Here is a 12,472-nt window from a genome sequence, read left to right on the forward strand (position 1 = left end):
AGGTGCGGTGATGCTCATCCCCAGACAGGCCGACATTCTTGAGATCGCCCGCAAGGAGGGTCGGGTCGACGTCGATTCGCTTGCCGCGCGGTTTGATGTCACGCCGCAGACCATCCGCAAGGACCTCAACGAACTTTGCGACGTGAAGAAACTGAGCCGCGTACATGGCGGGGCGGTCTATCCTTCCAATACCGCCAACTTTGCCTATCTGTCGCGCCGCAACATCGCTGCCGAAGGCAAGGAGCACATTGCCAATGCCGCTGCCTCGATCATTCCCGATGGCGCATCCCTCATTCTCAACATCGGCACGACCACCGAAGCGGTGGCACGCGCACTCACGCGCCATCGCGATCTGATGGTGATCACCAACAATCTGAACGTGGCCACCATCCTTTCCGAAGCGCCTCATGTGGAACTGGTGGTATCCGGCGGTATGGTGCGCAAGAGCGACGGCGGCATTGTCGGCGCTGCCGCGATCGATCTGATCAGGCAGTTCAAAGTGGATTTTGCAGTCATCGGCACTTCAGCCATTGACGAGGAGGGTGCGCTGCTGGACTTCGACTATCGCGAAGTCAGGGTTGCCCAGGCGATCCTTTCCCAGGCCCGCTGCCGAATCCTGGTCGCCGACAGAACCAAGTTCGAGCGCAAGGCGCCCGTCCAGATCGGCCACATGCGCGACCTTGACTTGTTCATCACCGATCAGCCCCCGCCGGAGGCGATCGGCGATCTGTGCCGCGAAGCAGATGTTGAAGTTATTGTTGCCTCCGAAGAACCATTGACTGACGAAAATGCTGCGCCTGAAACCGCACCGGCCCTGGGAGAAAACCTGTAATGGCGCCAAACCCAAAATCTGCCCCGCCTCATTACGATATTCTGATTATCGGCGGCGGGGTGAACGGAGCCGGTATTGCCCGGGATGCTGCCGGGCGCGGCTACAGCGTCTGCCTGTGCGAAAAGGGCGACTTTGGCGGCGGCACTTCCTCAGCCTCCACCAAACTGTTTCACGGCGGCCTTCGCTATCTTGAATATTTCGAAATCCGCCTCGTTCGCGAAGCACTGATCGAGCGTGAGATATTGTGGCAGGCAATGCCCCATATCAGCTGGCCGATGCGGTTCGTCCTGCCTTATCACGACGACATGCGCTTTGAAGGAGAAACCACGGTATCAAAGCTTCTCAGCATCATCGCGCCCTGGTTGAAGGGGAGAAGACCGGCATGGATGATCCGCTTCGGCCTGTTCTTGTATGATCACCTTGGCGGGCGCAAACACCTTCCCCCCACCCGTACGCTCGACCTGGCCAGCGATCCGGCCGGCAAGCCGCTGAAACCGAAATTCGCCAAGGCCTATGAATACTCTGATTGCTGGGTGGAGGACGCCAGGCTGGTCGTTCTCAACCTGCGCGATGCCGCCGCAAGGGGAGCGCAGATCAATGGGCGCACCAGTGTGGAGCAGGCAAAGCATCACGGCGGAAAGTGGCATGTCCGGTTGAACGGCCAGAAGGGTGGCAAGCGTGACGTCACTGCCTCCATGGTCATCAACGCCACCGGACCCTGGGTGGATGAAGTCCTGCGGGGGGTGTTCGGTCAAAACAACGCCAGCAATGTCCGTCTGGTGCGCGGCAGCCACATCGTCATCAAGCGCAAATACGACCACGACCGCTGCTATTTCTTCCAGAATGCCGACAGCCGCATCATCTTCGCCATCCCCTTCGAGCGCGACTATACGCTGATCGGCACGACCGACGCCGACCATCCCGATGCTTCGGTCAAACCACAAATTTCTGCTGACGAGCGCGAATATCTTTGCAGCATGGCAAGCGCCTATTTCAGCGAGCCGGTGACTGATGATGATATCGTGTGGACCTATTCCGGCGTTCGTCCGCTGTTTGACGATGGCGCGGGAAGCGCCCAGGCTGCCACGCGGGAATATGTGCTAAGGCGCGAAGCCGGTGCCGGCGATGGTACGCTGATCAACGTCTTCGGAGGCAAGATCACAACCTATCGGCGGCTCGCCGAAGCGATGCTTGAAAAAATCGCGGAAACCCTGGGCGAACGCGGCAGGCCGTGGACTGCCGGCGCCCCGCTGCCTGGCGGCGATTTCCCCATAGACGGTTTCGATGCCCTGCTTGCCCGGCAGCAAAAGCACTACCCGTTTGTCGACGAGACGATCCTGCGGAGGCTTTGCCGCTTGTATGGAACCAAAACCCCGAATGTTCTTGGAAAGGCAACCGGTATTGCCGGTCTCGGCAAGCACTTCGGACACGGCCTCTACGAAGCGGAAGTTGCCTATCTCGTCAAAAACGAATGGGCGCAAACCGCAGATGACATCCTTTTCCGCCGTACCAAACTGGGAATTCGCTTTACCGCCCGCCAGCGATCGGCTCTTGACAAATGGCTGGCACCAAAAAGCTGACGGCTCAATTCGCCGTCCCTCAGGGTTTCGTCTGGTTGAAGCCTGGCCATCGCAGCAAAACCGGCGACCTATTCAACATCCAGCGCGATGAGTTCTTCCAGCTTCCAGCCAATGGTAACGTTCGCCTTTTTCGGCATGGCTTGAGCCGGGTCGGTCATCGCCACCAGTCGCAGACCGCCGGCTGAAACCAGCGACCGGGTCTGGCTGCCAAGATAGTTGAGCGTTTCCACAACCCCGTTAACCGACGTCATGGAAGCATCCGGATCAAAGCTGATCGCTTCCTTGCGAAGCATGAACTTCCGGCGCCCCGGCTCCAGTTTTTCGCCTGCCGCCAGCGGCACGCTCTGACCATCGGGGAGACGGGCCATCTGCTTTTTCCTCTCGGTGAACACCTCCAGTTCAAGAATATTGCTGCCGCCAAGAAAACCGGCAGCAAATTCGGTACGCGGCCGGCGGTAGATTTCTTCAGGCGTGCCCTGCTGCTCGATACGGCCACCATTCATGAGGATCACGGTATCGGCAAGGCCCAGCGCCTCGTCCTGGTCATGGGTGACGAAAATCGTCGTCAGGCCAAGTTCTTCATGCAGCCGTTTCAGTTCGATCTGCATGTCTTCCCGCAATCTGGCATCGAGATTGGACAGGGGTTCGTCAAGCAGCAACAGGTCGGGCTTGGCGACAATGGAGCGCGCCAGTGCCACGCGCTGCTGCTGGCCACCGGAAAGCTGCCGGGGATAGCGCGAACTGAACGGGTCCAGCTTGACGAGCGAGAGTGCTTCCATTGAGCGCTTTTCCTGTTCGGCCCGGCTCAGACTGCTGCGCATGCGCAATGGAAAACGCACATTCTCCAGCACCGTCATGTGCGGCAGCAAGGCGTAGCTTTGAAACATCAGCGCCAGATTGCGCTCTTCCGGCGGCAGTTCCGTGACGCTGCGGCCGGCGATGCGAACATCGCCGTCATTTGGCGTTTCAAGTCCTGCCACAATCCGCAGCAGTGTGCTTTTTCCGCAGCCGCTGGGACCAAGCAAAGCAACAAACTCGCCCTTGGCCACCGTAAGATCGAATGCCTCAAGGACGGTGTGCTCACCAAAGCGCTTTACCACCGATTTGACGACTAGCTGTTCTGTTTGATCGTTTGACAATTTGGTTCTCACACAATTTTGGAGAGGCCGAAAATCCGGTTAAGCAGCATGACCAGAACGATGGTCATTGCGATCATCACCGTGGATACCGCCGCCACCGAAGGGTTCGGACTGAATTCAAGGGTGGAATAGATGCGCATGGGCAGGGTTTCCACGTTCGGCGCGCGCATGAACAGCGCAACGACCGCATCGTCAAACGAGATGTTGAAAACGAAAAACCCCCCGGCCGCCATGCCGGTCTTGCACTGCGGCAGGATGACGAGGAAATAGCGCTGCCACCAGCGGGCACCCATGATGCGGGCCGCCTCATCGAGATGTGGATCGAGATCGGCCAGATTGGCCGAAACCGTGCGGATCACATAAGGCAGCGTGATGACGGTATGGCCGATGACCAGCCCTGCAAAAGACGGGCCATCGCCGTAACGGCTGAACACCATCAACAGACCGATGGCGAAGATCAGCGAGGGCAGCAACAGCGGGGACAAAAACAGCGAACTGATGACAGAGCGGCCGCGAAACCGAAACCGCGACAGGGCAATCGCCGCCGGGGTGCCGAGCGACAGCGAAACAACAACCGTAATCAGCGCCAATTTGAGGCTCGTCCACCCGGCTGAAAGATAGGCATCGGAGTTCAGGATTTCACCATACCAGCGAAGCGAAAGACCGGGCGGCGGAAAGACCAGAAACTCACTCGTCGACAACGAGCTCGCCACAACGATAAGCAGCGGCACGAGCATGTAAATCGCCACGGCTGCAATAAAGAAGATCGCGGCCCACACGACTGCCCTGGGCGTGGCTTTCGTCATCAACGCCCTCCCATCCGCGAGGTGAGCACCATATAGGGAACGATCAGCACCAGCGTTGCGATCAGCAGCAATACGGAAAGCGCTGCGCCAAAGCCCCAGTCAAAGGAACCGGTCATCTGCTGATAGATGCTTCCGGCAACAACCGGCAGCCGCACACCGCCCACAAGGGAAGGCGTGATGAAGGAACTGATCGACAGGGCGAAAACAAGAACGGAACCCGAGGCCAGACCCGGCACCGACATCGGCAGCGTAACATGCCGGATACCGCGGAAAAATCCTGCCCCCATAACGCGCGCAGCTTCCTCCAGGGACTTGGGAATCTGGTTCAAGCTGCCCAGCGTGGTCAGCACGAGAAAAGGCAGCAGCACCTGAACCATGGCGATAACAATACCGGTCTCGGTGTGCATCAGCGAAACGCTGTTGTCGATTAGGCCAAGGGCATTGAGGGTCCAGCTCAAGACCCCGCCGGGACCGAGAATGACCAGCCAGCCGAACGTGCGGATCACCACCGAGGTCATCAGCGGCAATACGATAATCAGGATCAGCAAAGTGCGCACGCCCCTGCCGGCGCGGCTCATGGCGACGGCAAGCGGAAATCCGATCAGCAGGCAGATGGCGGTAATGATGATGGAAAGCTTGAACGTTCTGAAGGCGATCCCGGCGTAAAAATCATCCGAAAACGCCTTGGCGTAATGTTCCAGCGTCAGGCGCCCTGCCTCGCTTCCCACGGCAATGACGCTCTGTGCAAGCAGTTGCAACGTCGGAAAGAAGAAGGCGATCAGCAGGAAAAACAAGCCCGGCGCCAGGAGGAATGCCGGTTCGCGGCTGCCGGGTCGCAATGATTGTGTCATGGTCGGCCGCTTCTGTTGAGACTGCTGCTGGCGCCTGAAGGCATTTTTCACCAATGCCGGCACCCGGGTTTCTTCATTTACAGCAAGGAACAGGGGAGCCAAGGCCGGCTCCCCTTCCAGATTTTGTTCACTTTGCGATTGCGCGGGCCCAGGCTTCATTCCAGGCAGCTCGGTTCGCGGCAATCTTGTTGGCGTCGAAGGTCACAAGCTTGGCAACGGCTTCTTCGCCATAGACCACCTCGGCGGCAACGTCATCGGCAAGTTCAACGCTCTTGTTGGTTGGCGTATAGCGCAACGCTTCCGCCCAGCCCTTGGAGGCTTCAGCCCGGATCGAAAAGTCGATGAACTTGAGCGCCAGATCGCGCTTCTTCGAACCCGCCACAAGGTTGACGGTAATCGGCGCAAGCACGCCGCCCTCTTCGGGCTGCACGAATTTCACCGGCAGGCCGGCCTTGGTCAGCGTGTGAGCATAATCCTGTGCATAGGGCGCAATCCAGCCATTGCCCTGGGCAAAATTCTGCTGGATTTCCGGCGATTTGGAAACAACGGTGGACGTCGGCAGCAGGCCTTTGACGAAGTCAAGTCCCGGCTCGATATTGTCGAGCGAGCCACCGGCAACCTGGTTCATCATCAGGAAACCAAGCAAGCCATAGGTATTGCTTGCCGCATCGGTGATCAGCACATGGTTGGCATAGGCCTCGTTGGAAAGGTCTTTCCAGGAAGTTGGCGGTGTGGCGGCTTTTTCAGTGTTGTAGAGCAGACCGATGACCGCCGTTGAATAGGTCGGCCCGATGCCTTTATCGATCCCGGCAACAGCAAAATCATACATCTGGCCGTAGTTGGAGAGCTCCTCCGCCTTGATGGCATCAAGCAGCCCCTCGGCGGCAGCGGCATGTTCCAGACCGCCGGAGAAGTGAACGACGTCAAATTGCGGATTGTCCTTCTGTGCGCGCAATTGAGCCAGCGCATCGGCAGAATAGGCCGTGACCACTTCCACCTTTACGTTGTACTTTTCCTCGAACGGCGTGATGACCAGCTTGCGATGGGTTTCTTCATAGGACCCGCCGAAAGAATTGATGACCAGTGTTTCCTGAGCGAATGCACCATTGGAAAAAGCAAACGATGCAAGCACAATGGCAGCACTGCCAATGGACTTTATTTTCTTCATGCTAACGTCCCTTTCTGGGGTTGCGGCCAGTCTCGTTATGGGTTCATGCGGCCAATTTCAACGGTCTTGATCCCCTCTACCCTGGTATTGCTGCAGGCGCTGGCAAATACGTCGAGGCCTTCGGTGATCTTTCCGAACATGTTACATGGGGTCCAGCCCAGAGGGCCGTTAATGCGGGCTCCTGCGCCGTAGAAGATGCCGATTTCCCACAATTCCTCGGGCAGGCCCTTCATGGCGTTCTTGCCCTGATAGAACCAGAGAATCTCGCCTGCTTCGGGATAGCAAGTCTGGTTTTCGGCGGGAATTGCCTCGGGATTGAAATTTTGCGCCTTTTCCGGAAGCCCCATCATGATTTCAGGTCCAGCGAACATGGCATGGATCGCCGGCATCTGCACCGGCTCACTCAGGGCATCCCAGATGGCCTGGCAGGTTTTCGGAGCATTATCGTGATACAGCGTGATGACAGCACGCTCGCCGCTTTCGACAAATTTGGCATAAAGGTGCCGGTTATTTGACATTAATTCTTCCCACTCGGTCTATCGGCTACAATTTGAACGGATAGCGGTCCCGTTCGGACAGGCAAAACGTTGCATCCGGGTGATAAATTGTCTAATCAATAAACCCGCTCAATTGATAAAAGAAATTTATTACCATGACTGCCGCTTCGGCACCTGACCTGCCCTATTCCACCGATGCCGGCGGGCTCACCATCAAGAACATGCGCACGTTTTTCTGGCTCGCGCGTCTTGGCAATTATCACGCAGTTGCCCGCCACCTGAACGTAACCCAGCCTGCCGTTACCGCACGCATTGCAGCCCTTGAGGACGAATTGGGCATCAGCCTGTTCTCCCGCACCCAGCGCACATTCGAACTGAGCCCGGAAGGCAAGGACGCGCTGCGCATGTGCGAGGATGCGCTCAACGCCGTCGACAGCATGCGCGAGCGGTTTTCCGGCACCCGCGATCAGCTCGGCGGCATTGCCCGCATCGGCGTCGTTGATACCGTGGCCAGAACATGGTTGCCCACCGTTCTTGACAGGGCATACAAGGAGTTTCCCAATGTGGTGCTGGAGATCACCAATGAGGGAACGCTGGAGCTGCATGCACTGCTGAAAAGCGGCTCGTTGTCCATGTCCGTCACCATCAACGAGTGCGACGACCCGGACGTCAGCAATACCGTGATCGGACGCTATGAAGTTGAGTGGGTTGCAAGTCCCCGGCTGGTCGATCCCGGCCGCGTTTACACCGTGGAGGAACTCACCCAGTTTCCCCTGATCGGCTATGTGGCCAAAACCCCTCCCGACGCGCATCTGCGCCGTTATCTCGGCGAGTTCTATTCGCGCCGGGGCATCCGCAACACCACCAACTCCATGTCTACGATGATCTGGCTTGCCGAAAATGGTCTCGGCATCGCTGCCATTCCTCCCCGGGCGGTCGAACAGCACCTTGCCAATGGCAGGCTGGTATTGATCCGCACCGAACAGCGCTTCGAGCCAATGGCTTTTTATCTGAACTGCCGCAATCGTCCCTATTCGCCGGTGGTGCGCGCCGTGGAAACCCTCGTTCTGGAAGAAGCTGCAAGGTTCCAACGGCAGGCAGGCTAGAGCGCTCTAGGCCCTGCGTGTCACCGCGCCGCGCTGATCTTCCATCCCCATGGAAACAAGCAGCGGCGCCTTCTCCTGCCGGGCTTTGAAATCCTCCTTGCCGCCCATTCCGCGCCACTGGGCCAGGATCAGCGACTGTGCCACAGCACCGCCAAGGGTCGTGCCCGGTCCGGTGAGGATGAACAGATCGGGCGCAAACTCCCGAGCCGCAATCTCCATGGCATGGGTAAAATCGTAGGTTTCCACCACCTGATGACCGAGCGTGTAGTCCCATAACGCCCCGGGATCGCTTGAGCCCGGCCACCAAATCGCCCCGCGACCGTCAATCAGCGGCAAATCAGGCTGGGCAAACAGGGACGGAGGAAGCTGTTCCCTCCCCCTTTCCGCCACTGGTGCCTGAAGCGCGGTATGAAAGGCAGCATGGTTTCCAAGCCGCATGGGAAAGCGCTCCTGCACCGGCTCAACAGCTCTTTCGAAGGCCGAAAGCCCCGCCTCATTGCCGGCAAGCACCAGCATGCCCCCAAGATCGATCGAAAGGGCAAGCGCATGGTCTGGCCGCATCGAGATATCATCCACCAGCGCCAGAAGATCTGCCCGCCGTTCCCGATGCGGCTGCCAGTTCTCACCCATGAACGGATAGATCAACTGCCCGCCGATCAGCGATTGCTGCATCAAGGTGCCCATGGTGTTGGCCACCAAAAACCCGTTTTGAGCAGAAAGTGCGCCACCACAGGCAAGCGCCGAGTACCAGCCCATGGAATTGCCGGTTACCGCAACGATCCTGATCGCCTCACGGTCGATGGAAAGAAAATCGCCCAGCGTCGCCGCATAGATCAACGCAGAAGCATTATCGCCCCTGGTGTGCATTGCCACGGAAAAGCGCGCTGCCCCATCAAGTTCGCCCAGCAGCGCCTGCCCCCCGCTGCGGCGCTGTTCGTCGAATTGTGCCAACAGCGCCTCGTCGGGAAAATGGCGTGCCAGATAGCCAAGCTCGGCCTTGTTGTAGGTGCCCCGGCCAGGGCAGATAACCACCGCCGTCTTCATGATGGCGCCCCCGCCAGTTTTCGGCATGCAGACACGATTCCCTCTGCAGATGGCATGGTGGCAGCATAGGCCGGCCCGGTGGCAATGAAGCTGTCTTCGGCAACAAGGCGCTTATGAGGCACTTCACTGCGTTCGGTCAGCAAGGCCATCAGCGCTTCGGCCAATCCGCCGGTACGCCGTGTTTCGTCGACGATCAGCACACTGCGGCAGCCAGCAACGGCGTTGAGAATGGCTTCTTCGGGCAGTGGCGACAGCCAGCGCAGATCGATTACTCTGGTATGAATGCCTTCCTGTTCGAGCTGCTGCTGGGCCTGCCGCGAAAGATAGGCCCCGTTTGCAAAGCTGACGATTGCCACATCCTCGCCGGCTCCATGCTGCCCGACCTCGCCTAAACCGATCCGTTCGGAGGGTTTGGGGTACAGCGTCAGCCATCCGCCATCGCCGGACTGAACAAGATCGCGCATGGGGTAAAGTGCGATCGGCTCCAGAAATACCACCAGCCGCTGTTCTTCGCGCGCCAGGCGCACGCATTCACGCAGCATCATGGCCGCATCTGCCCCGTTGGAAGGGCAGGCGAGAATGAGGCCAGGAATATCGCGCAGCACGGCAATCGAATTGTCGTTGTGGAAGTGACCGCCAAAACCCTTTTGGTACCCAAGACCGGCAATGCGCACCACCATGGGGTTGGCATATTGCCCGTTGGAAAAGAACGGCAGGGTTGCCGCCTCCCCGCGCAACTGGTCTTCGGCATTGTGCAGATAGGCGAGAAACTGGATTTCGGGGATCGGCAGAAACCCGTTATGGGCAAGCCCGATCCCCAGTCCGAGAATGGATTGCTCGTCAAGCAGCGTGTCGACCACCCGGTCCGGACCAAAGCGGGACACCAGCTTCTGGGTCACACCATAAACCCCGCCCTTGCGGCCAATATCCTCTCCCATCAGCACGATCTCGCCATGCTCCAGCATGAGGTCTGCCAGCGCCCAGTTGATGAGCCGCGACATGATCTGCGGTTCTTCCTGCGCCTTGAGCTCATTGCCGAATATTTCGGCACGCGCTTCGGCTGACGGGCCATTGGTCGGTTTGCACACCCGTGGCGGGGGAACAATGCTCGCCATGACCTCGCTTGCGGTTTTAAGGCGTGGCCGGGTGACGGCCTCTTCGGCAATCCGCTCCACCCGGTCATTGGTCTCTTCATAAATGGCCAGCGCCTGCGAAGGCTCAAGTACGCCGGCTTCCGACAAAAGCCGCACGCCATGCAACAGCGGATCGTTCGCTTCCTCCGCCTCCACTTCCTGGCGCGTCATATAGGTGGTGGGAACATCCGCCCCGGCATGGCCGTAAAGCCGTACCGTGCGCACATGCAGAAAGGCCGGCCGGCGCCGCTTGCGCACAAATCTGGCTGCCTGTGAGGCGGCCCGGAACGTATCGAACATGTCGAGGCCGTCACAGGAAAAATACTCAAGCCCCGGCCGGTTTTCGAATGCTGTTCTGATCCAGCCCTTCGGCGTTTTGACGGAAATGCCGATGCCATTGTCCTCGCAAACAAACAGCAGTGGCAGGGGAACCGACTGAAACGCCGTCCACTGGGCGGTGTTGAAGGCGCCCTGCGCCGTGGAATGATTGGCCGATGCATCGCCGAAGGAGCACATGATGATGGCATCGTCCGGCAAACAGCGATGCTCCGGCGGATGGCGGCGGGCAAGCCCCAGGGAATAAGCCGCCCCCACTGCCTTGGGAAGATGGCTGGCAATGGTCGAAGTCTGCGGCGGAATGTTGAGGACCTTCGAGCCAAGCACCTTGTGGCGCCCTCCCGATATGGGGTCCTCCGACGAACAGGCAAAGGACAACAGCATGTCCCAGGCAATCGACTGACCTGGAACCTGCCGGGACCGCTGGATCTGGAACGCGGCGTCCCGGTAGTGCAGGAAAGCCATGTCTTCCGGCCTCAGCGCGGCAGCAATGGCGGCCATGCCTTCATGGCCGGAAGAGCCGATGGTGTAAAACCCCTGCCCGGCTGCCTGCATGGCGCGGCTCTTGCGGTCAAGCGCCCTGCTCAGGCAGGCCGACCGGAAGATGGCAACCGCTTCGGTGTGCGCCAGCGGTCCGCCGGGCGCACTTCCTTCGGGCAGGTCCTGTTCGCGAACCCGCCGCAGAAAATTCTCATGTACGATTGACGAGCGGTCCATGACCTCCCCCGATCAGGCTCAGAAAAACGCCTGTATGCCGGTCTGTGCACGGCCGAGGATGAGGGCATGCACGTCATGGGTGCCTTCATAGGTGTTGACGGTCTCAAGGTTCGCCGCATGGCGCATGACCTTGTAGCCGATCTGAATGCCGTTGCCCCCATGCATGTCTCGGGCGGTGCGTGCGATGTCGAGCGCCTTGCCGCAATTGTTGCGCTTCATCAGCGAGATCATCTCCGGCGCCATTTTTTTCTCATCCATCAGCCGCCCTACCCGAAGCGAGCCCTGCAGGCCTAGCGTGATCTCCGTTTGCATGTCGGCCAGCTTCTTCTGATAAAGCTGTGTTGCCGCCAGCGGGCGGCCAAACTGCTTGCGGTCGAGTCCGTATTCCAGCGCCTGGTGCCAGCAGGCTTCCGCTGCCCCCATCACCCCCCAGGAGATTCCGTAGCGCGCCCGGTTAAGACAACCGAACGGGCCTTTCAGCCCCGAAACATCGGGCAGCAGGGCATCTTCCCCCACTTCGACGCCCTCCATCACCACTTCCCCTGTCACCGAGGCTCTGAGCGACAGCTTGCCCCCGATCTTCGGCGCAGAGAGCCCCTTCATGCCCTTTTCCAGGACAAAGCCCCGAATCGCCCCGTCATGGGCCTCGGATTTCGCCCAGATCACGAACACATCGGCAATCGGCGCATTGGATATCCACATCTTCGCCCCGTGTAGCCGGTAGCCGCCCGATACCTTCTCGGCCCGCGTCTTCATGCCGCCGGGATCTGATCCCGCATCGGCTTCCGTCAGGCCGAAACAGCCGATCAACTCCCCCGAGCCCAGTCCCGGCAGATACTTCTTGCGCTGCGCTTCACTGCCATAGGCAAGGATCGGATACATCACCAGCGAGGACTGCACGCTCATCATCGAGCGGTAGCCTGAATCCACCCGCTCCACCTCCCGTGCCACAAGGCCGTAGGAGACATAACCCGCCCCCGCACAGCCATAGTCTTCCGGCACCGTTACCCCCAGCAGTCCCGCCTTGCCCATGGCGCGGAACAGTTCGGGCTCCACTGCCTCGTTCATGTAGGCTTCATCAATGCGCGGGGCCAGTTCGCTCTGCGCAAACGACCGCGCCGACGCTGCAATCAGGCGCTCGTCTTCTTCCAGCTGATCGGAAAGCAAAAAGGGATCGGACCAGTCAAAAGCAGCGGCAGCGGAGTTGGCAGGCTGGTTGTTCATGATTATCACACCTTGCAAAGCGGTTTCGTCTTCTTCTCG

The 12,472-nt window shown here is 59.2% G+C and carries 11 protein-coding genes; 3 read left to right on the forward strand and 8 right to left on the reverse strand.

Annotated features, from left to right (window positions below):
- Nucleotides 1-10: 10 nt before the first annotated feature.
- Together BVL55_RS10795 and glpD are read left to right on the forward strand one after the other, a co-directional pair.
- Nucleotides 11-832 carry a DeoR family transcriptional regulator gene (locus tag BVL55_RS10795; RefSeq protein ID WP_156892517.1) on the forward strand — a complete coding sequence of 274 codons (822 nt, stop codon included), beginning with the start codon at nucleotides 11-13 and terminating at the stop codon, nucleotides 830-832.
- The gene (glpD, locus tag BVL55_RS10800; RefSeq protein WP_075996908.1) at nucleotides 832-2,412 is read left to right on the forward strand and encodes a glycerol-3-phosphate dehydrogenase; all 1,581 of its coding nucleotides are present in this window, start codon (nucleotides 832-834) and stop codon (nucleotides 2,410-2,412) included. The genes BVL55_RS10795 and glpD overlap by 1 nt, the downstream gene beginning before the upstream one ends.
- 68 nt (nucleotides 2,413-2,480) lie before the next feature.
- Here glpD and BVL55_RS10805 read toward each other — a convergent pair whose 3' ends face one another.
- The 5 genes from BVL55_RS10805 to BVL55_RS10825 all read right to left on the reverse strand — a co-directional run bounded on the left by BVL55_RS10805 (nucleotide 2,481) and on the right by BVL55_RS10825 (nucleotide 6,894).
- Complete coding sequence (locus tag BVL55_RS10805; RefSeq protein WP_075998081.1) at nucleotides 2,481-3,551, reverse strand: ABC transporter ATP-binding protein; 1,071 nt, start codon at nucleotides 3,549-3,551, stop codon at nucleotides 2,481-2,483.
- Nucleotides 3,552-3,559: 8 nt separating this feature from the next.
- Nucleotides 3,560-4,357 carry an ABC transporter permease gene (locus BVL55_RS10810; RefSeq protein WP_075996909.1) on the reverse strand — a complete coding sequence of 266 codons (798 nt, stop codon included), beginning with the start codon at nucleotides 4,355-4,357 and terminating at the stop codon, nucleotides 3,560-3,562.
- Nucleotides 4,357-5,208 (reverse strand): ABC transporter permease, encoded by an 852-nt coding sequence (locus BVL55_RS10815; RefSeq protein WP_075998082.1) that lies wholly within the window; start codon nucleotides 5,206-5,208, stop codon nucleotides 4,357-4,359. Before BVL55_RS10815 ends, BVL55_RS10810 begins: the two co-directional genes overlap by 1 nt.
- A gap of 127 nt (nucleotides 5,209-5,335) precedes the next feature.
- Nucleotides 5,336-6,376: an ABC transporter substrate-binding protein gene (locus BVL55_RS10820; RefSeq protein ID WP_083649493.1), complete on the reverse strand. Its 1,041-nt coding sequence runs from the start codon at nucleotides 6,374-6,376 to the stop codon at nucleotides 5,336-5,338.
- A gap of 35 nt (nucleotides 6,377-6,411) precedes the next feature.
- Nucleotides 6,412-6,894, reverse strand: a complete 483-nt coding sequence (locus BVL55_RS10825; RefSeq protein WP_075996910.1) for a DUF3830 family protein — start codon at nucleotides 6,892-6,894, stop codon at nucleotides 6,412-6,414.
- A 134-nt stretch (nucleotides 6,895-7,028) separates the two neighbouring features.
- On the opposite strand from BVL55_RS10825, the gene BVL55_RS10830 reads away from it, so the two are divergent.
- A complete protein-coding gene (locus tag BVL55_RS10830) occupies nucleotides 7,029-7,979 on the forward strand; it encodes a LysR family transcriptional regulator (RefSeq protein ID WP_075996911.1) in 951 nt (316 codons plus the stop codon).
- A 6-nt stretch (nucleotides 7,980-7,985) separates the two neighbouring features.
- Here BVL55_RS10830 and BVL55_RS10835 read toward each other — a convergent pair whose 3' ends face one another.
- Genes BVL55_RS10835 through BVL55_RS10845 form a run of 3 tightly spaced genes read right to left on the reverse strand, consistent with a single transcriptional unit; the run spans nucleotide 7,986 to nucleotide 12,433 of the window.
- Nucleotides 7,986-9,050: an ACP S-malonyltransferase gene (locus tag BVL55_RS10835; RefSeq protein WP_244530489.1), complete on the reverse strand. Its 1,065-nt coding sequence runs from the start codon at nucleotides 9,048-9,050 to the stop codon at nucleotides 7,986-7,988.
- On the reverse strand, nucleotides 9,020-11,209 hold the full coding sequence (locus BVL55_RS10840) for a dehydrogenase E1 component subunit alpha/beta (protein ID WP_075996912.1): 2,190 nt from the start codon (nucleotides 11,207-11,209) through the stop codon (nucleotides 9,020-9,022). Before BVL55_RS10840 ends, BVL55_RS10835 begins: the two co-directional genes overlap by 31 nt.
- An 18-nt stretch (nucleotides 11,210-11,227) precedes the next feature.
- Nucleotides 11,228-12,433, reverse strand: coding sequence for an acyl-CoA dehydrogenase (locus BVL55_RS10845; protein WP_075996913.1), 1,206 nt, complete (start codon nucleotides 12,431-12,433; stop codon nucleotides 11,228-11,230).
- Nucleotides 12,434-12,472: the final 39 nt, after the last annotated feature.

The sequence above is a fragment of the Salaquimonas pukyongi genome (assembly GCF_001953055.1).
Taxonomy (GTDB): domain Bacteria; phylum Pseudomonadota; class Alphaproteobacteria; order Rhizobiales; family Rhizobiaceae; genus Salaquimonas; species Salaquimonas pukyongi.